At 53.1% G+C, this 24133-nt stretch carries 20 protein-coding genes; 18 read left to right on the top strand and 2 right to left on the bottom strand.

The annotated features are described in order from the left end of the window. The first annotated feature begins 103 nt into the window (after positions 1 to 103). The 13 genes from A5774_RS05105 to A5774_RS05045 all read left to right on the top strand — a co-directional run bounded on the left by A5774_RS05105 (position 104) and on the right by A5774_RS05045 (position 15837). On the top strand, positions 104 to 940 hold the full coding sequence (locus A5774_RS05105) for a tRNA (adenine-N1)-methyltransferase (RefSeq protein WP_021353907.1): 837 nt from the start codon (positions 104 to 106) through the stop codon (positions 938 to 940). A 224-nt stretch (positions 941 to 1164) separates the two neighbouring features. After that, positions 1165 to 2691, top strand: a complete 1527-nt coding sequence (gene arc / locus A5774_RS05100; protein WP_021353906.1) for a proteasome ATPase — start codon at positions 1165 to 1167, stop codon at positions 2689 to 2691. Positions 2692 to 2786: 95 nt separating this feature from the next. Further along, complete coding sequence (dop, locus tag A5774_RS05095; RefSeq protein ID WP_024272914.1) at positions 2787 to 4334, top strand: depupylase/deamidase Dop; 1548 nt, start codon at positions 2787 to 2789, stop codon at positions 4332 to 4334. 126 nt (positions 4335 to 4460) lie between these two features. Further along, positions 4461 to 4670, top strand: a complete 210-nt coding sequence (locus A5774_RS05090) for a ubiquitin-like protein Pup (protein ID WP_021353904.1) — start codon at positions 4461 to 4463, stop codon at positions 4668 to 4670. After that, complete coding sequence (pafA, locus tag A5774_RS05085; protein WP_021353903.1) at positions 4667 to 6103, top strand: Pup--protein ligase; 1437 nt, start codon at positions 4667 to 4669, stop codon at positions 6101 to 6103. The genes A5774_RS05090 and pafA overlap by 4 nt, the downstream gene beginning before the upstream one ends. A 5-nt stretch (positions 6104 to 6108) precedes the next feature. Then, complete coding sequence (locus A5774_RS05080; protein WP_064833672.1) at positions 6109 to 7116, top strand: YafY family protein; 1008 nt, start codon at positions 6109 to 6111, stop codon at positions 7114 to 7116. Then, positions 7113 to 8114: a YafY family protein gene (locus A5774_RS05075; RefSeq protein WP_021353901.1), complete on the top strand. Its 1002-nt coding sequence runs from the start codon at positions 7113 to 7115 to the stop codon at positions 8112 to 8114. The genes A5774_RS05080 and A5774_RS05075 overlap by 4 nt, the downstream gene beginning before the upstream one ends. A gap of 63 nt (positions 8115 to 8177) precedes the next feature. Beyond that, a complete protein-coding gene (tatA, locus tag A5774_RS05070; RefSeq protein ID WP_021353900.1) occupies positions 8178 to 8501 on the top strand; it encodes a Sec-independent protein translocase subunit TatA in 324 nt (107 codons plus the stop codon). Positions 8502 to 8764: 263 nt separating this feature from the next. After that, positions 8765 to 9703 carry a twin-arginine translocase subunit TatC gene (gene tatC, locus A5774_RS05065; protein WP_021353899.1) on the top strand — a complete coding sequence of 313 codons (939 nt, stop codon included), beginning with the start codon at positions 8765 to 8767 and terminating at the stop codon, positions 9701 to 9703. An 11-nt stretch (positions 9704 to 9714) separates the two neighbouring features. Beyond that, on the top strand, positions 9715 to 12525 hold the full coding sequence (locus A5774_RS05060; protein WP_021353898.1) for an RNA helicase: 2811 nt from the start codon (positions 9715 to 9717) through the stop codon (positions 12523 to 12525). 24 nt (positions 12526 to 12549) lie between these two features. Continuing rightward, positions 12550 to 13215: an FxsA family protein gene (locus A5774_RS05055; RefSeq protein ID WP_021353897.1), complete on the top strand. Its 666-nt coding sequence runs from the start codon at positions 12550 to 12552 to the stop codon at positions 13213 to 13215. Positions 13216 to 13265: 50 nt separating this feature from the next. Further along, a complete protein-coding gene (gene lnt, locus A5774_RS05050) occupies positions 13266 to 14948 on the top strand; it encodes an apolipoprotein N-acyltransferase (protein WP_064833670.1) in 1683 nt (560 codons plus the stop codon). Between the two features lie 7 nt (positions 14949 to 14955). Further along, on the top strand, positions 14956 to 15837 hold the full coding sequence (locus A5774_RS05045; protein WP_021353895.1) for a polyprenol monophosphomannose synthase: 882 nt from the start codon (positions 14956 to 14958) through the stop codon (positions 15835 to 15837). Between the two features lie 124 nt (positions 15838 to 15961). On the opposite strand, the gene A5774_RS05040 is transcribed toward A5774_RS05045, so the two are convergent. Further along, entirely contained in the window at positions 15962 to 16348 is a 387-nt protein-coding gene (locus A5774_RS05040; protein WP_021353894.1) for an RNA polymerase-binding protein RbpA, read from the bottom strand. Positions 16349 to 16767: 419 nt separating this feature from the next. Here A5774_RS05040 and A5774_RS11940 point away from each other — a divergent pair, with 419 nt between their 5' ends. From A5774_RS11940 to A5774_RS05025, 3 genes are all read left to right on the top strand, one after another. Next, positions 16768 to 16932: a hypothetical protein gene (locus A5774_RS11940; protein ID WP_311198274.1), complete on the top strand. Its 165-nt coding sequence runs from the start codon at positions 16768 to 16770 to the stop codon at positions 16930 to 16932. A 17-nt stretch (positions 16933 to 16949) separates the two neighbouring features. After that, complete coding sequence (locus A5774_RS05030; protein WP_231892350.1) at positions 16950 to 17645, top strand: YceI family protein; 696 nt, start codon at positions 16950 to 16952, stop codon at positions 17643 to 17645. A gap of 203 nt (positions 17646 to 17848) precedes the next feature. Further along, a complete protein-coding gene (locus A5774_RS05025; protein ID WP_064833668.1) occupies positions 17849 to 19489 on the top strand; it encodes a DUF1266 domain-containing protein in 1641 nt (546 codons plus the stop codon). A gap of 35 nt (positions 19490 to 19524) precedes the next feature. Here the strand turns inward: A5774_RS05025 and A5774_RS05020 are convergent, their stop codons facing one another. Continuing rightward, positions 19525 to 20838 carry a class I SAM-dependent methyltransferase gene (locus A5774_RS05020; protein WP_064833666.1) on the bottom strand — a complete coding sequence of 438 codons (1314 nt, stop codon included), beginning with the start codon at positions 20836 to 20838 and terminating at the stop codon, positions 19525 to 19527. Between the two features lie 151 nt (positions 20839 to 20989). Between A5774_RS05020 and A5774_RS05015 the strand changes: the two genes are divergently transcribed. Beyond that, complete coding sequence (locus tag A5774_RS05015; RefSeq protein WP_064833664.1) at positions 20990 to 22387, top strand: NAD(P)/FAD-dependent oxidoreductase; 1398 nt, start codon at positions 20990 to 20992, stop codon at positions 22385 to 22387. A 211-nt stretch (positions 22388 to 22598) separates the two neighbouring features. After that, the gene (locus A5774_RS05010; RefSeq protein WP_064833662.1) at positions 22599 to 24107 is read left to right on the top strand and encodes a bifunctional hydroxymethylpyrimidine kinase/phosphomethylpyrimidine kinase; all 1509 of its coding nucleotides are present in this window, start codon (positions 22599 to 22601) and stop codon (positions 24105 to 24107) included. Positions 24108 to 24133: the final 26 nt, after the last annotated feature.

Below are 24133 nucleotides of genomic sequence, written 5' to 3'. Positions count from 1 at the left end.
GACTGCTAAGACCACGGGTTCATCTGTGACGAGACAGGTCGTGCATCCGCCCAGTCTAGTGTTGGTCAGACACCAGCGATTTTACGATAAGAAAGGCTATTTAATGGCATATTCTGGCCCGTTTCAGTACGGAGACCGCGTTCAGCTTACCGATGCAAAGCGTCGGCATTTCACTCTGTATCTCAAAGAGGGCAACAAGTTTCACTCTCACCATGGGATCGTCGAACACGATGACATCGTTGGTATGGAGGAAGGCTCCGTCGTTAATTCAAGTTTGGGCAGCCCCTTTCTTATGTTTCGTCACTTGATGGTTGATCACGTGCTTTCTATGCCGCGTGGTGCACAAGTGATTTATCCGAAGGATGCGGCCCAAATCTTGATCGAGGGCGATATTTTCCGTGGCGCCAAGGTTTTAGAGGCCGGAGCGGGATCAGGTGCTTTGTCAATGGCTTTGCTTCGGGCGGTAGGACCCGAAGGTCATGTCTATTCCTACGAACTTCGCGACGATCATATTGGCTATGCCATTGATAACGTCAAGGAATATTTTGGTGAGCAGCCGGAGTGGTGGAGCCCGCGGCTCGGCGATTTCCGGGAGCTTACACCGGAAGCAACCGACGGCCCAGTTGATCGAGTAATTCTGGACATGCTGGAGCCTTGGGAAATGCTCCAGACTGTGAAAAATATGCTGGTTCCCGGTGGAGTGTTTATTACCTATGTCGCCACGGTGCCCCAGCTAATGAAGGTGATGGAGGGCATCCGTGAGCAGAAGTGTTTTACGGAGCCACGTGCCTGGGAATCATTGGTGCGTGATTGGAAGGTAGAAGGGCTCGCAACGCGTCCGGAGCACCGAATGAATGCACACACGGCATTTTTGATCATGACGCGCCGACTTGCCGACGGCGTCGTCCCGCCACGCCCGAAGCGTAAAGCCCGTCGTTAAGGCTGTGCTTTATCCAGCGCTTTTACACTCGTGCTACACCGGTATAGTGTTCGGGTTTACTAGCCTGGCCTAACGTAGCTATCACCAGCCTTGTTTGTTAGCCTTAACTCAAACAATAACCGCGGGGTCACACACTAGAGTGGCCGCCGTTTTGCCATCTCGACAGCACAAACGCTGCTGATAAAAACACCCTGAACACGCAGAAGGGAGGTTCGGAGTTTTTTATGACTAAGACTACGCCGGACCCACAGCTACAGCTCCGACGCGACGTACGCGAATTACGTAAGCGCAATGAGCAATTGGCCACTCTGCTAAAGACTTCACGAGACAAACTCGCCCAGTTAACCTCTGAGATCAATGCTCTGCAAGAGCCAGTCTCTACCTACGGCGTGTTTCTGCGTTACGCACCAGGTAACCCCCGCGAAGCTGACGTGTTCACTTCAACTCGGCGATTGCGTGTCAGTGTCTCGCCATTAATAAGCCATGAGATCCCAGTTGGTGCGCAAGTGCGAATGGGCGACGGCAGCGTCATTGTCGAAGATTGCGGCTTCGCTTCCGATGGCGTATTAATGCGGGTCACTGAATTTGTGGAAGAGTCTGCACACGGTGATGTTCGTGTGCTTGCTTCCGCACCCCAAGGTGATACCCACGTGCTGCATTTGGCAGCGCCGCTGGTGGGACATGTTCGCGCGGGTGATAGCGTGCTGGCCGACGTGAAATCCGGCTTCGCATTCGAGCGGATTTCCCAAGCGGAAGTTACCCAGCTTGCACTCGAAGAAATCCCGGACGTCACTTACGACGACATCGGTGGCTTAGATGCGCAGATTGAACAAGTTCGCGATGCTGTCGAGATGCCGTTCGACCACCCCGAGCTCTACCACGATTACCAATTACATCCACCAAAGGGGGTATTGCTCTATGGGCCACCAGGTTGTGGGAAAACCCTGATCGCCAAAGCCGTAGCTCATTCACTGGCATCTCGCGTGGGGAACGGCTCAGCTTCCTATTTTTTGAATGTAAAGGGCCCGGAGCTACTGAATAAATACGTGGGCGAAACAGAACGCGTGATCCGCCTGATTTTTGAGCGCGCCCGAGAGCTTGCTTCTGAGGGTGCGCCCGTCATTGTATTTTTTGATGAGATGGAATCCATTTTCCGCACACGAGGTACCGGAGTCTCCTCAGACATCGAAACCACTGCAGTGCCACAGCTACTTACCGAAATTGATGGCGTAGAAGGCCTGGATAACGTCATAGTGGTCGGCGCGACCAACCGGGAAGAACTCATTGACCCCGCGTTGCTGCGTCCTGGGCGACTGGACATCAAGATCCGAATCTCTCGTCCCACCAAGCACGAAGCACCAGACATCATCAGTCGTTATCTCCACGAGGGGGTTCCACATACTGATCCACTCGAAGTACTTATTGACGGAGCGGTAGATGCGTTGTTTGCACCACGTCCATTCGTCGAGCTAACTCTTCGCGACGGCAGTACCGCTGTACTGCATTACGGTGATTTCGTCTCTGGCGCCCTGATTGCCAATGTGGTTGATCGGGCCAAAAAGCTCGCGATCAAAGACTATATAGCCGCTGGTTCTACCGGTGAGCACGGAATCTCATTGCGACACATCCAAGCTGCGGTGCGTACAGAGCAAGATGAGAGTGAAGACCTTCCAAACACTGCAAACCCAGAAGAATGGAACCGCATCGTCAAACTGTCTCAATCTGTAGTCTCAGCACGGAGCTTGGCGTAGTCGAAGCAATATCGAATCCGAATTTTTACCTAGCTGGGGCAGACTACAGTTTGGGATTACCAAACTGCATTAACGAGTTCATCGGAGTAGCGAAGATGAAGAGCACACAGAAATTTCGACGGTTCATGGGCACCGAAACAGAATTCGGCATTGCCACCCCAACTCAGCCGAAACTGAGCCCAATTGTCACTTCAACCCATGCTGTCGTGAGTTATGCACTCCGGAACATCGGTACCCGGTCGCGGTGGGATTTCGCGGCAGAGCACCCAACTCGAGATACTCGTGGCAGTGATCGGCGACGATACCGAACCGGGGCGATGGTGGATCCGGAAACTCTTGGTGTTGCCAATGCCGTTACCCATAATGGCGCACGGTTTTACGTGGATCACGCACACCCCGAATACTCTTCGCCTGAATGTGCAGATGCGTGGCAGGCAATGGTCTATGACCAGGCCGGAGACCGCATTGCGCTGCAAGCAATCAACGACGTCGCGACTTTTTCGCAAAGTGGTACCTCTGCTCTGGCTAATCACGGCGCGTGCCCACCTCTGAAAATCTACAAAAACAATGTGGATGGAAAGGGTGCCTCATATGGTTCGCACGAGAACTATCTGTACCCTCGCAGTACCGAGTTTGCTGATATTGCGGACGGGCTCATCCCGTTTTTCGTGACCCGAATCATCATGATCGGCGCCGGTCGAGTAGGTCTGGGGCAGCATGGCGAAACCCCAGGTTTCCAAATTTCACAACGCGCGGATTATATCGAACAGGAAATTTCGCTCGAAACCACGCTCAACCGAGGATTGATCAATACTCGTGATGAGCCGCACACGAACCCTGAAACACACGGTCGATTGCACGTAATCACTGGCGATGCCAACATGTCCCAGACCTCAACACTGCTGAAATTAGGTACCACAGCACTGGTTTTGGACGCGATTGACGCTGGCGTTCGCTTCGACGATTTGCGCCCCAAAGATCCGGTTTCTGAAATTTCGGCCGTAAGCCACGACCTGAGCTTGACGCATAAAATTACTCTCGCCAATGGATCCTCGGCTACGGCTATTGAGATTCAAAAAGAATACCTTCGACGCGTCACTGAAGCTGTCGTAAGTCTCACAGAGAGAGAGCAGAAGGTACTTGCACTGTGGGAGGAAGTTTTGGACTTGCTTGCCGACGACCCCCTCTCAACGGCTCACCTTTTAGACTGGACGGCAAAATATGCGTTGATCAAGGGCTTTCTGGACCGCGGTGTTGCGGTTAGTGACCCCAAAATCGCGTTAATCGATTTGCAATATACCGATGTTGATCCCTCGAAGTCGCTGTATCACGCCTTGGTACGCAAGGGCCGTATGCGGACGTTGGTGACAGACGAAGAAATCAACATGGCCATTGCTATGCCGCCTGCGGAGTCGCGGGCTTGGACTCGTGGACGCATGATTGAACGCTTCGCTGATGAGCTAGTGGCCGCGAACTGGCAAGAGCTACATTTTGCAGATCCAAATAGCCCAGGAGGTGAGATCTTTGTGGACCTAACCGAAGTCGATGGGTTGAATAAAGCAGCTGCGGAAGACATCATCGCTAGTTCACCAAGTGCAGCAGAAGCGGCTCGTAAATTCCTTGACGCAAAGTCCAGGACATAAACAACTCCAGAGTATAAACGCAGTAAACTGAAGAAATAAAGGCTTCACTCACTCGACTTACTCGATATCGAGCTCAAAAACTAGCCTAAAAATAATCCACGAACGATACCAAGGTAAGTGTTAATCATGGCGACTAATTCACCGTACAATTCCAGTTCGCAAGTCTCCCAGACGAACGGTGGAGCCGACAATGGCACCGCTGACGACGAATTTGCAAATGGACAGGCACAGATTTCTACTGCAGGCACTGACGACTTACTCGATGAAATCGACGGGCTGCTGGAATCGAACGCAGAAGAATTCGTCCGTTCCTACGTGCAGAAGGGTGGACAGTGACTGAAGTTTATACGCGCCGTATTATGGGCGTAGAAACTGAATACGGCATTACCGCGACATCTGCAAACGGGACGCATACCCTTGGTGCTGCCGATGTTGCTCGCTACCTGTTCGCTCCTGTAGTCGAGGAGCACGGCAGCTCCAATATTTTCAGCGATAATGGTTCACGGGTATACCTCGATATGGGAGCTCACCCGGAAATTGCCACCGCAGAATGCGACAGCATTACCCAGCTGTTGAATTATGAGCGAGCAGGGGATCGAATCCTCGATGCATTAGCGCGCCGCGCGGAACTAGTACTGGAGCGTGAGGGCGTCGGCAAGCATATCTACTTGTTTAAAAATAACCTGGATTCGCATGGTAATTCCTATGGTTGCCACGAAAATTACTTGATTTCACGGTCGATGGTATTGCGTGCGATCGGTCGCGCACTCGAGCCCTTACTGGTAACGCGCCAGTTGGTCTGCGGGGCTGGCCTCATTGAGCGAGAAACTGACGATCACCCTGCGCGGTTTGTGCTTTCACAACGTGCAGATCAAGTCTGGGAAGGCGTGTCTTCTGCAACCACAAGGGCACGTCCAATGATCAATTCACGCGATGAAGCGCACGCAGATTCCCAGCGGTACCGACGACTGCATGTAATCGGTGGAGATACTAATTTGTCTGAACCGACGTTCGCTGTGAAGGTGGGCTCTGCGTTGTTGGTATTGGAAATGATCGAGGCAGAGCGGGAGCTGCCTGATTTCGAGTTAGAAGACCCGATTGGACAGATCCGCGAGATCTCGCGTGACTTGAGCGGCAAAACACAGCTACGGCTTAAAAGCGGCGGCACCGTCACTGCGCTTGAAGTACAGCAGTCATTGTGCGAACACGCTGCCCGTTGGTTAGAGGTACGTGATAACTACCGTGTGAATGAACTGCATTCCGGATCATCAACTTCCGAAATGCATCGCGTAGTGGATTTGTGGCGCCGGACATTGCTCGCTATCGAGACTCAAGATTTTTCCCAGGTCAATCAGGAAATCGATTGGGTAATCAAAAAAGAGCTTTTCGAAAACTATCGTGACCGACTCGATGCAGAGTGGTCACATCCGAAGCTCGCGCAGATCGACCTCGCTATGCATGATATTCGTCCCGGTCGTGGTATCTTCCCGGTACTCGAAGCTAAAGGCAGGGTAAAGCGATGGACTACTGACGAAGCCATCGCTGCTGCGATGTCTACTCCTCCAGCTACCACTCGAGCACACCAGCGCGGGCAGTTTTTGGTACGGGCACGGCAAACCAATACTCAATTCGCTGTCGATTGGTCCCGAATGAAGATCACAGAACCGAAGCAACTGGAATATACTTTTGGAGACCCTTTCGCGACCGAGAGTCCTGAACTTGATGAGTTGCTTGCTCTGATGGACCGGGGCACCAACGATACGGAGTGAGCTTAATGGCGGCAGCCGCAACACCTGCACAGCGACCGAAAACCGGCCCACGCTATGATGCTGCTGTCGAACGGTTGACTAACCTCACGTTTGCGCTGCAAGGAGCTGCCCAATCGGGTGGTAATCCCAGCCGTAGCGCGGAGTGGATTCATGCCAACGTAGCGGGTTATCACGAAAACAAGCACAGTTTCCGCATGCAATTACAGCGTGATGTAGCAACGCTTGCTCGAGCGGGCGTACACATTGATAGTTCCGCGGGGGAGAATGGGGCGAGTTATCGGCTCAACCCGGAGTCCTATCGGCTGCCGGAAGTGTCGTTTACGCCAGAAGAAGCGACCGTCCTGGGAATCGCCAGTGAAGTCGGACGAAACAGTGGGTTAGGTGCGTTAAGTGCCGCTGGGTGGACGAAGCTTGCAGCATCTGGCGCTCGCCGCGAGATCACCCCGGGGGCCGGATACCTCGCAATTAACGACATCACAAGCTTGGACCCAGAGGTTTTACGGGCGATCTTGACTGGAGTGGCACACAAGCTGCGCATTTCTTTTAACTACCAGCACCATTCCGGTGCAGAAATTCAACGACGCACCATGGACTTATGGGGAATTGTCCCGCATCACAACCGGATATACGTCGTGGGATGGGATGTAGACCGGCAAGCTGAGCGGTCTTTTCGTTCTACGCGGATAAGCGACATCCGGCGCTCACGTGAAGTCGCTACACACACTGAACCGAGTGGCTCACTGCGCGAAATCGTCGAAAAGACCCTGGCTGTTCGCGACGTAGCCGACGCTACGATCCGCAGCCGTCGACAAGCAGCACCGCCGCTAGAAGAAGCCGCAGACGAAACCCAGGAAGTAGATGCCTCTGACGAAATCCGGTTGTTTATCAAAGGAGCCGACCGTGAATGGTTGATACGCACATGTGCCGCTTATGCTGCAGAAGCTGTCGTAGAACAACCAAAAGACATTCGTGAGCAGGTCAGCCGTTTGCTGCAGAAAGCAGGTGCCCGATGAATACAGATTCACCAGAAAAACTTGTGGCACTGGTCCAATCGCTCAACTTGGTGCCATACTTCAAAGCACATCCCGAGCGGAGTATCTTCGAAGCGGCGAAAGATCTCGGGCTCAGCCCAGACGAACTGGTACGAGCCTTAGAAAGGCTGCACTGCAGTGGAATTAGCACGCAAACACAGGATCTCATCGACCTAAGCTACGAACTGACCAAAGGCGTGGTGATTCACGATGACCAAGGGATGGATTCATCTTTGCGTCTCACACCGACCGAAGCGGGGGCCCTTCTGCTAACCGTTGAAGTGCTCGAAACAATGCCCGGGTTGGTGGACCGGTCAGCTGTCGCTTCAGCAGCAGAAAAATTGCGATCAATTATGGATGACCGTTCCCGTGCAATCTACGACGGTATTGCAGAACATTCTTCTGCAACAGAAGATGTACAATACCGCATCGCGCAAGCGCTACACACGAAAAGACGAGTGCAGTTTGATTATTGGTCAGCCTCGTCAAATAGTACGAGTACCAGAACAGTGGACCCAGCTCGGATTTTTATCCGAGGCGATGTTGCGTACCTGACGGCATTTGTAGAACAGTACGGTGAACATCGCAATTTCCGCGTGGACCGAATGAGAAACGTGGAAATTTTGGCAGAACCAGCCCGTCCACGCACGCGAAAGCTGCAGTTCTCTAGCGAAGACCCCTTCGGGTTTCGGGACAGCACTACAGCCACGCTTGCAGTTTCTCCAGACGCGCTGTGGATGCTCGATGAATACGATATGAAAAGACAAGACGAAACGCCCCCGTGCCCCGCTGCCGATGACCAGAAAGCTTGGGTGAAAGCCACCATGCCTATTGGCAGCACCTCGTGGTTTACGCGTTTCGCACTCAGCCACGCCGACCGAGTTCGAGTGCTAGGCCCGAAAGATCTTGTCGACGCAGTCCACGAACGCGCCCAGGTTGGAATACAGCGTTATAGTATGGTTGATACGAATAAATCTTAAATACTCGCCTGACTATCGCACGACGTTCAAGCGATAGTCGAGACGTTGAGAAAGGCGCGATTCATGACTATCAGCCCCACACAAATTTTGTTGATCCTGGTCATTATCCTGCTGCTTTTTGGCGCAAAAAAATTGCCTGACCTGGCGCGCTCGGTTGGCCGCTCTACACGCATTCTGAAATCAGAAATGCGCGAGATGAGTAATGACGACGCTCAGTACCAGAACACGCATAACGCGCAGCAACACCAGCAGCAGGCCATTAACCAGCAGAATTTCCAGCAACAACAGCCGCAGCAAAACTACCAGAATCAGTCCCAGCAGCAACCGAATACAAACGCTGAAGACTTTTGGAACAAGCCTGAAAACCAACCACGGTCGCAGAACTAGAACGGCACTAACTTTATCAGCGCCAACACAGCGCTGTTCAAATCATTCGACTCACATACGGGTCTCTTACTGGTGAGGTCATGACGTCTCCGCAATCTCAGCCACAACCGGCTCGCCCAAACACGCAGCCGCCGGCAGGCACTAGCCTGCCGGGGCGATCTCAGCGTGCCTCGCGCGCCAAACGCAGCGGATTGCTGCACGGCAGAGCTAGCTTGCTATCCCGAGTACGCGCGAAACGCAAGAAAAAGTCTCCGACGGGGGACATGTCGCTCGTGGAGCATCTCAAAGAGTTACGCCGGAGAGTGATTATTTCCACACTCGCGGTAATCGTCGGAGCCATCATCGGCTTTATCTGGTACCAAAACGCGCCGGGGCCGATACCAGCACTCGGCGAGATTTTACGCGGCCCATATTGTGGTGTTGACCCGGAGCTACGCGCAGATTTTACTGCTTCTGGCGAGTGTCGTCTTTTGGCAACAAGCGCGATGGAAATGTTCATGTTGCGTCTGAAAATTGGTGCGCTCGCAGGCACTGTTTTGGCTGCTCCGGTGTGGCTCTACCAGATTTGGAAATTCATTACTCCAGGGTTGCTGCGTAATGAACGGCGCTGGACTTTCAGCTTCGTGACCATCGCGGTTATTCTGTTTTTGGCTGGTACCGTGTTGGCTTATTTTTCTTTGTCCCTTGGCCTGAATTATCTTCTTACCATTGGATCAGACTTCCAGACAGCGGCACTGACCGGTCAAGAATATTTTAGTTTTGTAGTCGCAATCATGGTGATTTTTGGGGTTAGCTTCGAAATCCCGCTGGTCATCGTCATGCTGAACATTGTCGGCATTTTGCGCTATGAAGCAGTGCGGACGAAACGCCGCCATACCATCGTGCTGATCTTCATTTTTTCTGCGCTCATCACCCCTGCGCAGGATCCATATTCGCTGACGATTCTAGCGGTCGCGATTATTTTACTAGTTGAGATTTCCTTCCAGTTCTGCCGAATCAATGACAAACGGCGGGCAAAAAACGAGCCAGATTGGTCGCAGCTGGACGACGAAGAAGCTTCCCCGCTGGATTATCAGCCAGAACGCACCCCTGCAGCAGGTTCTGTTGCCACCCCGGAAGCAGTGGTTGATTCCAGCAGTCAATCACGGGGCAATCTGCAATACTCCCGGGGCCACGGTTCTAGTTTCGACGATATTTTGTAGCCTAGGTAATTATGACAAGCACCCATTTTGAAACCTTCCGCAGCCAACTCACTTATGAGCTCGATCCATTTCAAGTCCAGGGGTGCAGGGCAGTCGAAAACGGGCGCGGTGTCTTGGTATGCGCACCCACTGGTGCTGGCAAAACTATCGTCGGAGAATTTGCCGTCTCGTTGGCGTTGTCGCGCGGCACAAAATGCTTTTACACAACGCCGATTAAAGCCTTAAGCAACCAGAAATTTCACGATCTAGTAGCGATTCACGGTGAAGATGCGGTCGGTTTACTTACCGGCGATGTCTCTTTCCAACCGGATGCTGACATCGTCGTAATGACTACCGAAGTCCTGCGCAACATGATCTATGCGAAATCACCAGCGCTTGATCGACTCACGCATGTGGTGATGGACGAAATCCATTTTCTCGCAGATCAAGCCCGTGGTGCTGTCTGGGAAGAGGTGATCCTCAACCTTGAGGAGCATATCTCGATCATCGGATTATCAGCCACAGTATCGAATTCGGAAGAATTCGGTCGCTGGCTTTCTACCGTACGGGGCGATACCGAAGTCATCGTTTCTGAACACCGCCCAGTGCCCCTCGAGCAGTGGATGCTAATCGGACAAAAAGTCTATCCACTATTCGCCCCGGGAACACCAGCTATTGAGGGGCCGACGACGAGTGAACCAGCCGGAGTAAACCCTGAGCTACAGCGACGCGTTGCTCGCCTAGAAGCAGGCGATGCGGCCGACGGTCGTGATGATTTCCGCCCAGGACAGGGCTTTCGTTCTCGTTCTACGGCAGGCACGGGAAATTCTCGCAGCGGAAACGTCCGCCCACAAGACCGTTACCGCCCGTTGGGCCGACCAGAAGTACTCCGGATCCTGCAGGGTCAAAATATGCTACCCGCGATCATTTTCATCTTCTCTCGAGCCGGCTGTGATGGTGCTTTGCACCAGTGTTTGCGGTCCAAGATGGTTCTGACTGACGAAGACGAGCAGCGTATAATCGCCGAGGTCATCGATGCAGGCGTCGAGGGTATTCCACACGAAGATCTGGAAGTTCTCCGTTTCTCACAGTGGCGCAAAGCATTAATCCGAGGTTTTGCAGCTCATCACGCCGGCATGCTGCCAGCATTCCGGCATATCGTCGAGAAGCTATTCGTCCGAGGCTTAGTCCGCGCGGTTTTTGCCACAGAAACCCTTGCGCTAGGCATTAACATGCCCGCCCGCAGCGTCGTGCTTGAAAAACTCGTGAAGTTTAACGGTGAAGCACACGTCGATCTCACCCCAGGACAGTACACTCAGCTGACCGGTCGTGCTGGCCGGCGAGGCATCGACACCTTGGGTAATGCCATCGTGCAATGGGCCCCGGCAATGGATCCACAACGCGTAGCAGGGCTGGCATCTACACGTACGTACCCATTGATTTCCACGTTTGAGCCTGGCTACAACATGGCAATCAATTTGCTCAATAATCTGGGTATGGATGATTCTCTGCGGCTACTGGAGAAGTCTTTTGCGCAGTATCAGGCCGATGGCTCCGTAGTGGAAGAAACCCGCGAAATTGAGCGCGCTGTGCATCGCGTCGAAAAGCTACGCGAGCAACTTAATGAGGCAATCGCTGCCTTCGCGCCGCCGTCAACCAATGACCAAGATCCGGCGCAGTTGCTGTCTGAATATGTTGAGCTACGCAAGCGACTCAGTATAGAAGAAAAATCGCTGAAATCACGCGCCAAAGACGAACGAGGCGACGAAACCCGGGCTATTTTGGCAAAGCTGCAACCCGGCGATGTCATCGCACTACCGAGCAAAAAGCGTCCCGTTCTGGCGGTGGTCAACACCCCAGCTAACCAAACCGCAGACCCGCGCCCCTGGATCACCACAGAAAAGGGCTGGTCAGCTCGCATCGATGTGAGTGGCTTCGACAATCCTCCCGCACTAGTAGGAAAGATGAAGCTACCTGGCAAGGCTTTGAAAAATCCGCGACGCCACAACCACATCGTCGTCGACAAGTTCGCCAGGGAGGATTACCCGCGGCCAAAGAAAATGAAGCTACGCGCCCGGATCCGCGACACTGAGCGCATCAAGGATCTACGCACCCAGATGAAGAAACACCCAGCGCATGCGTGGCCGGCGATGGAACGCGAGCAACTCACGCAGTTGGCACAAAAATGCTTGCGCAGAAAAGGTGAGCTCGACAAACTACGAGCCACCGTAGACAAAGCCACAGAAACTTTGGGCGATATGCTTCGGCGCATTGTCGATTTGCTGACCGAACTCGACTACGTCGATATCGTCGACGGCGAGCCGGTGGTGAGTATTGAAGGCGAAAAACTGGCCCAGGTGCACAATGCTTCCGATTTGCTGATTGCGCAATGCCTTAAACGGGGCATTTGGCAAGAATTAGATCCAGCAGAATTAGCTGGCGTGGTTTCTCTGTGTACGTTCGAGAACCGGAGAGCCACCGGCGGCCAGCTTTTCGACGGCGTCACCGATGCCATGACCAACGCCATGGAGAACACCATGCGGTTGTGGGAAGAACTCATTAGCGACGAATCTCGGCATGGGCTCCCGCACACTCGCGAACCAGAACCAGGCTTTAGCATCGCCATCCACCAATGGTGTGCAGGAGCACCATTGGGATACTGTTTGGCTGCGGCTGCTGAATCCGGCGCAGAGCTAACCCCGGGTGACTTTGTACGATGGTGCCGGCAGGTCATCGACCTGCTTCAGCAGGTAGCGAAGACAGGTTATAGTTCCGAGATAAAGCGGACAGCGGGCCAAGCCATTGCCTCGATTAACCGCGGCGTGGTGGCTATTGGAAGTTAAGAACTTGCAGGTAGGGTAGTGAACATGCCATTCGTGATGTTCTTTTTCTACATGCTTGCCGAAATCTTTGCTTTTTGGGCAGTAGCGAGCCTAATTGGCTTTGGGTGGGCGTTGATCGCGTTGTTCGGCACCGTGGTGCTTGGAGTTATCATCACCCGGATCGAAATTCGCCGTATCGCAGCCACGCAAGCATCATTAGTGCAGCGTCTGCACGCTCAACGTGATGCTGTTACCGACGATGCGCAGAACATGAGTGCGCATGGTCAGAACCGAAAATCTGCCGGAGATATTGGCCTGACCTTAGCTGGTGCGTTATTGCTCAGCATTCCGGGGTTTGCTACTGCAATCCTAGGTTTATTACTGGTTTTTCCACTGACCCGACCAATTATCCGCGGCTTTTTGCTAGGCCGGATGTATCGCAGAGTGGAAAAACTCGGAGTGCGTTTTTTCCAAGCTTCGCCCACTGCTCGGAAACACTCTAGCTACGGTAGCTTCGGTTTTCCTAGGGGAGCTGCTGCTAGCAATCAACAATCAGCAGCTTCCTCCGGTGTCTCGTCGACTAGCAACGATGATGTGCTTGATGAAGATGAGCTTCGCAAATGGTCAGAGTCGATGAACCCAGAGGATTTTTCTGACCGCCGGGACGGTGGGGAAGAATCTAGTGCCTCCGGCGATAATAAGCCGAAATAAACCTTAACGTCCATCACTGTTAACACTGTTGACTAGGCCCGAAACTCACGATGCTCGCATTCGTTTTCCGCATATTGTTGGCCGCGCTATCCGGTGCCGTGGCTTATACGTCCTATGAACCACTTGGTTGGTGGACCGCCGGCATAATCGCTGCTAGCCTGTTTTATTTTGTGCTTATGCCCTGGCCGGGAAGTGCTAGTCGGGAAAACCCCGGCCGGTATCCAAGCCGCATACCCCAAGCGACAAGCCATCGATCACAACGCCCGAGCATGGCGCAAGGTGCATTGTTCGGTTTTGTGCACGCGATGGCCTGTTATTTGCTGCTATTGCCGTGGATCGGAGAATTTGTCGGCAGCCCACCGTATATCGCATTAGCCGTGGTGTGTTCGCTATACGCAATTCTTACTGGTCTTGGCGGTGTCGCTCTTGCACGTTCAACCTGGGGTTTTCTGGCATTCCCTTTTTGGTATTTGGCTATTGAATTTGCTCGCAGCTCATTTCCGTTTGGTGGGTTTGCCTGGGTACGTCTTGCCTGGGGGCAGGTCGCCGGCCCACTAGCCGGGCTGGCGCAGTGGGGTGGTCCGGCGTTAGTAACCGTCGCAACGTTGTTCATCGGTGTGGGAGCAACCCAGCTCACTTTCTCAGCGCGATTACGTACATCACCTAGTCGAACTACCTGGTTGCGCACCGTGAGCGTCGCTATGGTCATTGTGCCTTTATTTAGTGGTGCGATTGCCACCTTTAATTTGCACCGACCTGAAAATACTTTTGCTGAGATCAAAGTTGCAGCTGTGCAGGGAAACGTTCCTCGGTTAGGCCTTGATTTCGCGGCGCAGCGAAGCGCAGTTTTGCATAACCACGTGCGGGAAACCAAGAAGCTTGCAGAGCAGGCCGACCAACTTGATCTCGTGATCTGGCCAGAGAATTCTTCCGATGTCAATCCTTTTAGTGACCGGGAAGCTTACGAGGCGATTGCTAGCGCTGTTTCAGCTGTTGGCACACCTGTGGTCGTCGGCACTATTACTCATCGCGAAGGGCGCCCATATAACACGATGCAGACCTTTCTACCGGAATACGATCAATCACCGGAAGAGACTCGAGCAGATTCTTCAGAACCAACGCGCACGCATCAAGTACAAGGCATGAAGCCAGGGGAGTTCCACGATAAGGTTTATCTGCAGCCTTTCGGTGAGACATTGCCCATGCGTGGTTTCTTCGAAAAACTATCGGAATACGCCGAGATGGCCGGCAACTTCGCCCCTGGTGATGGCAATGGTGTGTTGCAAATCCCTACTGGCGGCGCTGATATCACGACGGACCACGGCGATGTAGCGGTAGGTGTGGCCACCTGCTACGAAGTAGCTTTTGACGAAGCTTTTCGTCGGTCCATAAATAACGGTGCAAGTATTCTGACGTCTCCGACAAACAACGCGACTTTCGGTTTTACGGATATGACTTATCAGCAATTGGCGATGTCGCGAATGCGAGCAATTGAAACCGACCGGGCGATGGTTGTACCCGCCACTAGCGGAGTTTCCGCATTAGTAGATCCAGCGGGAAACGTGCTGGCTGACACGGAGATTTTCGAAGCGAATCATCTCGTCGCTACTTTACCGTTACGCTCAGGGATAACGCCAGCAGTGCGCGTGGGGCAGATGCTTGAACTGGCGATGGTTCTCATGGGAGTAGTATTGGGTATTCTTGCTGTGATACGTCGTCGCGTGAAGGAGTAAACCCGCCATGGCTGAGTCCGCCGCACCGTCTGCGAAGACTCTCGTAATCATTCCGACCTATAACGAAAAAGAAAATTTACCTCGGATTGTCGGTCGATTACGCAAGGCACAGTCTAGCGTCAACGTGCTTGTAGTCGACGATAATTCGCCGGATGGAACGGGCGAGCTTGCAGACAAACTCGCCAGCACTGATGAACAAGTGCATGTGCTGCACCGCGCAGGCAAAGGCGGCTTATGCGGTGCCTATGTGGCGGGATTTATCTGGGGCTTAGAGCGTGATTACCAGGTTCTGTGTGAAATGGATGCAGACGGCTCGCACGCTCCAGAGCAACTTCATCTACTTCTGGATGCAATCGATAATGGGGAAGACGCAGTCATCGGTTCTCGCTATGTTCCAGGCGGGAAAGTAGTTAATTGGCCGAAAAATCGGGAATGGCTTTCTCGCGGTGGCAATGCGTACATTTCTCTGGCGCTCGGCGCCGGCTTATCTGACATGACAGCTGGCTACCGCGCATATCGCCGCGAAGTGCTCGAGGCTATAGACCTAGAAGAGCTCTCGAATGCCGGTTATATTTTCCAAGTGGATCTCGCTCGTCGTGCTATCCAAGCTGGCTTCGTGATTGCTGAAGTTCCTATTACTTTTACTGAGCGTGAATATGGCGAATCCAAGTTGGATGGCTCGTTTGTCACGGATTCCCTAGCCGAGGTCACGAAATGGGGTCTTGCGCACCGCAGCAAACAAGTGAAAGAGATGAGCTCGACACTGGTCTCTTTTGGGTCGCACAGCCTACGGGACTCTGCTCTGGCAGAACTACCGGAGCGGGTTTCCTCCACAGCAAGTAGTTTTTCTACAGTTTTACGCGATCTGGCCAAGCAAATAAAGAAATAGCTCCGCTAGCTAGACTAGCTAGCGGACTACCACGCTATAAACGAAAGGTGCCAGCCCCACATTCTTTAGTGGGAGACTGGCACCTTAAGAAAAACTTTAAACAGTTAAGCCTTAGCCAAGAAATTTATTTTCCTTCGGCTTCTTGCTGTTCTTTTTGCTCTTTGAGCAGTTTCGCAGCGGTACGACGGCGCTTACGCAAATTTTCGATACGCTCTTCAAGCAACTTATCAAGCTCTTCGATGCTACGGCGTTCGCACAGCATATCCCAGTGGGTACGAGGCGGCTTCACCGGCTTCGATTCAACGCCTTCGCCTTCTACTAGCGTTCCCCATTTACCGTTTTTGCACAGCCACTCTTCTGGAATCTCCGCATCATCGGCAAAAGGTACCTCGTAAACTTCACCGTCTTCGGTGCGGTATTTCACCATTTGGCGTGGTGCCAGGTCATGGTCGCGGTCAGTTTCGTAGCTGACAGCACCCATGCGGCTGCCGCGCAATACGCGATCTGCCATAAGTGGGACACATCCTTATATTATTCCGGGGGCATCGATAACATTCATGGCGCTAATTAAGCACCAAAAATTCATCGGGGATAACGATCTACCACTATAACGCACGAACCCACTGTTTTGTTCCCGATCATCCTATAAGGATTCTCGATTTGGGCTTCGCCATCTGCTTCCTCGCGTTCTTAGACCCACGCTAAGAACATTTCACGGAACATTTCACGACTTTTCGTCAATAGACTAAAGTCACTAGAGTGTCTGCCTACCAACAAAACCGCCCCAAACCGTGCCAATGGTGTGGTACAGCAGTCGCAACCCAAGGACGTGGGCGCCCACGCAAGTACTGCAGTACGTCGTGCAAGCAACGAGCTTATGAGCAACGCCAAAATTTATCAGGAACGGAAATTTCTCCCGATGCCGTAATATTGAGCAAAGCTAAAGCCGATATGCTGCATGATTCATTATTCCAGTTGCGCTGCGCAGCCGAGGACATTGCATGGGCAGCAGCCGAAGAAGCTTCAGCGGAGGAGCTGGGGCAGTTGTGCACGGAATTAATTGATTTGGCGCGCTCCATAGAGAAGTTGAGGTAATGATGAAAAAATCCCCCATGAAACGCCGTAAATCTGTCATCGCGGTTTTCGTCGTACTCATTGTTCTTTTGGCACTGCTTAGCATCGTTCCTTTGTTATACCGGCTCATCACTGGGCCAGGCGTCAAGACTGAAGCCTTGAATGATTCAGGCGCGGCAGCAGCCTCGGTTCCAGTGGATGGCGCTTGGGAAATCGTCGAAGGAAAGAATCCAAATATCACCTCGGTAGGCTTTACTTTTTCGGAGATTTTGCCTGGTGACGAACGCGTAACTTCCGGCTCTACAGGTTATGTCACGGGAGCGGCACAAATTAGTGATGACACATTAACTTCTGCAACCGTTGAGGTAGACATGAATCAGCTGACCACGGATCGTGATGTCCGCGATGTCAACATGAAAGACAAGCTCTTTGAGACCAGCAAGTTTCCGATATCCACATTTATTCTTACTGAACCAGTAGACGTCTCACAGCTACCAGAAGATGGCACTGCGGGAGAGATCGATGTCGCCGGCAAACTAACAATCAAAGATCACTCCGAACCTGTTGAGGCACGATTCCAAGCTCTGCGCGATGGCGAGCTGCTCGTCGTTTCTGGCACGGTAGAGATCAACCGCGAAGACTTTGGCGTGCATTCACCAGATTTGATCGCTGCGAAGATTGCGGAAACAGGCACGGTGGATATTCGATTGAGTTTCGCAAAAACGGGCAAATAAATAAACGTCCCACTAGACAGCGGACGATTTGGTTGCGGTCCGCAATAGTTCGGCTCGCAACCTGCGGGTAAAGCCCGCTTCTACAATTGTCCGATAATTGACATTATGTCACTTTAGCGATCGATACTCTCCTTCACTCCCGACTATTTTCGGCAGTCTTCGGCATCATTGGTGGTTCAGCTACCACGGGTATGATGACAAACATGGCTGAACGAAAGATTGACGCACTTGCCCTGTCCGATGCCTCCAGTTACGAGGATTACCTCTCTAAAGCCCAAGCTCGTGGCTTTGATTTCGAACTCAAGAAATCTGGTTTACAGGATGAAATGCTACGCCGCGGCTGGTCAGTCGTCGCTCCATATTTCTTGCGTCCCAACATCGCTCCGGATGGACCTTTGCCAGCCATGCCGAAAATTGAGCGTGACGAAGAAGGCAACATCATCAAGGCGACCGCAAACCCGCAGCTCGCACAATTTTTATCGAAGGCCTGGAACATTAATAGCCGTGAAGATCTGCTGAAATCAGCGCAACAAGCCTCTCAGCGCACCCACGACCGTGCTTATGAAGTGGCTCGAAGCACTTTGCAACAGATCCGCGATTTGCCTTTAAGCCAGCGTTCCGGGCAAAGCAGTGTGCTCGTTAACGAATTATCCGGTGCACTTCCCGAAGTTCCCTTCGCCACTTTGGAAACCGAGGCGCAGCGTCTATTAAAACCCCTGCTTAACCCCGAGGCCGAACTCTTAATTCCGCAGCAACTACCTCGCACCTTAGCCGGGTTCTATTTCGCTGCTGCGGTGCGCCAGCTCAACTTGGGCGCAGGTGCCGGCTTAATTAAACCCGATGAGGTTCGGCCAATCATCGTGAAATGCGTACTCGGTATCGCGCGCGCTTACGACACCTGGGAAGAATACGTCGCTGCCCTCGTTTATGGCGAAGCCATGATGGCCAGCAAAATTGGTGAGCACTTCCGCTTCATTTTCCATAATGCAGCTGCGATGCTTACCGACCCGGGTTCGCCATGGGTGGAACTCCCCTTGCACACTGAGTCTTTCCCACCGATTAAATCCAACAGCTATGAAGAGATCTTCTCGTCAATGCAAGCTAATGCGCAACAGCTTCCTGTCGCAGTTATGGGTAAGCTTGCCGACGATTTGCGCCTGGGCTGGTCGCTACAAGCACCGTATTTGCTTGGCAGCAAGATTCCCCTGGATGCCCCGGCTAGCTACGGTGAGCAACGCGTACAGGAGATTTGGAAGCACTTAGAAAACCAGCACCAAGTCTCGGATGCCCCGAGCTTGCGCGCTGCTATTGGCAAATATCTCAATGATCCAGATCATGAGGCTTACCGGGCAGTGCGTACTGTGTTGCAAGAAATCCGAGGCTGGGAACTCGACAAACGACAGGCACATGGATTAGAAAAAATTACCACTGCCCTGCGAGACGAATATGCCCACGCCGCAGACCCGCAGAGCGCCGACAAGGAGATTAGCGCAGCCGCTGGACAGTTGGCCGTCTTATTATCACTCGAAGACATCGACCTTTTCCTGCCGAAAAATCTACCCACCTCGCTAGCAGGCTGGCGAATTGCACAGGGGGTACGTCTAGCAGCTATGGGCTATGCCACCGAATTGTTCACAGAGGACGAAGCCAATGCATTCGCCGCAGAAGGTGCAAAACTAGCGAAGGCGCATCACACCAACTGGCGTGATTATGGCGATGGTTTCTTAGTTGGCCGTTTATGTGAAAGTGGCCAGGTGGACGGTCTACAACAACGCATGATGGCTTCCACCGCTGGAGCATTAGCGTCAAAGCAATCACCGTGGAGTGAATTACCGCTACACTAATGCCAACCGCAACCAGTGGCCGATGCGCCAAATATTTAGCGTCGACCACGGCGATGCCGGTGGGTTGCGGTTAACTGCACAGCGTCAAGCATGCCCAAGTCCAGCAATGTTTCACGCAGAGCTAGCTGGAATATCCACAACCGCCGGTATACGGCATCGAATCCACTTGCCGCCGCTTCACGCACATGCCCTTCAAAAAAGCTGCGCTGCAGCTGTAATGACTTCCGGTAGTGTGAGCCAAAATGGCTTTGCTTAATGATGCGCAAACCAGACTTTTGATCGAAGAGTTTGTGATGACCATTGATATCGAAATAACTCAAACCTGGCCAAATATAGGCCCGCAAGGCCAATAAGGCATTGCGTGCAGATGCGGTCATACCATCAGTCGCCACCAAGGTTTGTATCCCCAGCTTTCCGCCAGGAGCCAGTAGCCTGCCCGCATGCCGCAAGAAATATACCCGATCTGCAGGTGCCAAGAATTCGAATGCTTCCATGGATACAATAGCGTCATAACGCCCTTGCCAGTCACTCGGCGTCGGTAAGGGATGCGCGATATGTTGTGTGTGCACAAAGTCTTCTACCCCGGCAAGAACCAAATCTTCGCGCACCGCCGCCAAGTGTTCCGCGTCATTGCTGAGGGCATCGACGACTGCTTTACGTCGGCCAGCAACTTCCGCCGTGACGGATCCATTAGCAGGAAACTCCAGCACGTGGCTGGAGGCAGTCACGCCAAGATCGTCAAGCAAAAACCGTGCGGCGCGTGCCTGGGCGTCCTGGAAGTCATCGCGTTCCACATTCTGCGGCTCGGAAATCTCTGTAACATCCACAAAGTGCTGCTTTGACTCACTCCCGCGGTGCTGGGAAGGAACATAACTGGGTACGGACTCCCGGACCGTCGTCGCCACGCCCGTCGAAAAGATTCCGGCGAAACCACTACTCTTTTCATCGGAATATAACCGAACTAGCTCCGCCGGAATTTGCCCGCCGTCAAACAACGTAACCGGGATTTTTTGCTTTGCACGTGGGGCATAGCCAGTGGCGAGCAGACGAGTGAGCACCCGAACCAAGGCGGCTGAGTCTGGGGTCCGCCACTCTCCTGCCATATAGGATTCTGCAAAGCCCAACCAACCAGCGTGCGCGATACGATGAAACAAAAGCTCGTGGTCAATAATTAAATCCGGTGAAGCATCTGGATCGAGCTCAAGGCCGGCGATCCGGCAGGCACGAGCAAGGTGCGCTTCCGCGACACGTGCGCGTAGCGACAGTAAGGCCCCACCAGGCGCAGAGGCGATTGACGGCCACGCCTGTGCATCGATCGCTGCAAGATGAGCCCAATGTTGCTCGTGCACACTTACTCCTTGCCAACGATTCGGGACGGTAGGCGGAACTGTTCAGCCCCAATGATTTTAGCAAAGTGTTTCTGGCCACTAGAGTGTGTAGGCGTATATTTAACTGTGTACTTAATCAAATAGACCACACATTTTCTACGAAGAGGTATCTATGTCTCAAGCACACCGCCCCGCAGGTGATCGTCACCATGTCGTCGTCATTGGATCCGGCTTCGGTGGCCTGAACACGGTCCAAGGTTTGGCCAACGCTGACGTCGATATCACCTTGATCGACCGCACCAACAGCCACTTGTTCCAGCCGATGCTCTACCAAGTTGCCACCGGCCTCGTCTCCGCGGGTGAGATCGCCCCGTCAACTCGCCAACTGTTGCGTAAGCAGAACAATGTTGATGTAGTGCGCGGTGAGGTGACTGCAATCGATATTGCGAAACAGACCGTGAGCGCATCCCAGGGTGACATCAAGAAAGATTTCGCTTATGACTCCCTGGTTATCGCCGCTGGTTCCAAGCAGGGATACTTCGGTAACAACCACTTTGCACAGTACGCACCAGGCATGAAGAGCATCGACGACGCTCTGGAGATCCGCTCACGCCTTTTGGGAGCATTCGAACGCGCAGAATTGACCGATGATCCCGAAGAGCGCGCGCGTTTGCTGACTTTCGTAATCATTGGTGCAGGACCAACCGGCGTAGAACTGGCTGGTCAGCTGGCTGAACTGGCAAAGCGCGGCCTTAAAGGTGCCTTCAAGAATATTTCGCCGGAATCAGCGAAGATCATCCTTCTCGACGGCGCACCTCAGGTGCTTCCACCGTTCGGTAAGAAGCTGGGCAAGAAGGCACAGCGCACCTTGGAGAAGCAAGGCATCGAAGTGCGTCTGAATGCCATGGTCACTGAAGTTGATGACGACAAGGTCGTGTACAAGAACATGGCCGACGATTCCGTGCACACCATCGAGTCCCCAACCAAGGTCTGGTCCGCTGGTGTGGAAGCTTCCCCGTTGGGCAAGATGGTTGCGGAACAGGCTAATGTCGAGTTCGATCGTGGTGGCCGCGTATCGGTCAACGAAGACCTCACCGTTGGCGACCACGACAACGTCTATCTCATCGGTGACATGATGTCACTGAATCGTCTGCCTGGTGTGGCTCAGGTTGCCATCCAAACGGGTAAGCACGTAGCCAAGCTCATCGACGCCAAGACCAGCGATAATTCCGAGCAGGATCCGAAGGAAGCTTTCGAATACTTCGATAAGGGTTCGATGGCGATCATCAACCGCGGTAATGCTGTGGTGAAAATGGAAAACAGCGAGATCACTGGCTTTGTCGGCTGGCTAATGTGGCTCGTTGTGCACGCCCAGTTCCTCACTGGTGTGCGTAACCGCCTGTTTACCGTCTTGAACTGGACCAGCAATGTACTTTCCCGCAACCGGGGCAACCTGGAGATCACCGAGCAACAGCGTCACGGCCGAAACGCTCTACTGAAGCTGGGCGAACTTAGTACTGATGAGAAAGACCAACCGGTCGAAGTTAAAGACACCAAGCGCATCGGCTAAAACTCCGCAACGGAATAACGCCACAAGGCAAAACCCAACGCCCGCATAGCACAACCAGAGGCTATGCGGGTACTAAATGCTCTGAACTCCATGCTAGGAACATTCCTTAGACACTGCTGCGCAGATTGTTGAGCGCATTCTTGAACAATATTCCGGTCACAATCACTGTGCAGGCCTAACAATTCCCAGTATTTTCGCTAGCCTGGTGAGCATGAAGACGAATGCTCGTATCTTATCCATTGCTGGCACTGATCCCACCGGCGGTGCTGGTGTTCAGGCTGATTTGAAATCTATTGCTGCTGCCGGCGGTTTCGGCATGTCCGTAGTCACCGCCCTGGTAGCGCAAAACACACAGGGTGTACGCAGCATCCATACCCCGCCACAGGAATTTCTGCGCGAACAACTCACTAGCGTTTCTGACGACGTCGAAATCGATGCCATCAAGATCGGCATGCTTGGTGATAGCGACACCGTCGATACCGTTTCTGAATGGTTGCGCGGCCGAAACAAAACTACTCTGGTGCTTGACCCGGTGATGGTTGCTAGCTCCGGCGACCGGCTGTTGCAGCCAGAGGCTGAAGCAAAAATCCGCGAGCTGTGCACACACGTTGATGTCATTACTCCGAACCTGAAGGAACTCGCCGTTTTAGTCGAAGACGACGAGGCTGCAGATTTCGATGCCGCGGTGGCACAAGCCCAGCGTTTTGCGGAAAAACATGACGTCACTGTGATCGTAAAAGGTGGCCATCTCGACGGCACGATCGCTGACAATGCAGCAGTAAGCGCTGATGGTGCTGTTCACCGGGTACCTTCTGCTCGAGTAGATACAAAAAACACTCACGGAACCGGCTGTTCGTTATCATCTGCCCTGGCTACTCGCTTAGGCGGTGGAGCAGAACTCAACGACGCACTCGACTGGGCAACCCACTGGCTGCACGAAGCAATTACCCATGCAGACGAGCTTGCCGTCGGCAAGGGAAACGGCCCCGTAGATCACTTCCATCAGCTGCGTCGCTGGGCGACCAACGCGGACACTACCCCATGGACTTTCCCAGTCCATGACAAAGCACCGGCCCCAGCAATCGCAGCGCAAGGCCCACACACTACCCAATTGTGGGAAAAGACCGGCACTCTCTGGCGTGAAATCACAGAGCTACCGTTCATCACCTCGCTGACCAGCGGCGATCTTTCCGAAAAAGAATTCATGTTTTACTTGGCCCAAGATGCTTTGTATTTGGAGCTTTATTCCCGTGCATTGGCGCGCTTATCGACGATTGCCCCAACGCCAGAAGAACAAATTTGGTGGGCCAAAGCTGCACAGGAGTGCCTGACTGTGGAAGCGGAACTACACCGCTCTTTCAATGTGCCAAAAGTCGATCCCTCACCGGTTACTGCCGCATACACTGATTTCTTGGTTGCACGCACCTTCACCGATGACTACGCCGTCGGGGTAGCTGCAGTCTTGCCCTGCTTTTGGCTGTATGCCGAGATCGGCGAAGCGCTGACTAAACATAATCACGACGAGCACCCGTACCACTCGTGGTTGGAAACCTATGGTGATCCAAACTTTGCAGAAGATACGCGGAAAGCACTCAGGATTGTGGAAACGGCTTTCGAAAATGCCAGCGAATCAACCCGCGAGCGCGCAACCCGTGCTTATTTGATGGCATCGGCGCACGAACGTGAGTTTTTTGCCCAGGCATCACGTATGCAGCAGTGACTTCAGATGCGCGGCTGACACGCACC

The organism is Corynebacterium sp. EPI-003-04-2554_SCH2473622 (genome assembly GCF_001665955.1).
Lineage (GTDB): Bacteria > Actinomycetota > Actinomycetes > Mycobacteriales > Mycobacteriaceae > Corynebacterium > Corynebacterium pseudodiphtheriticum.
This window is presented reverse-complemented; position numbering and strand designations above follow the sequence as displayed.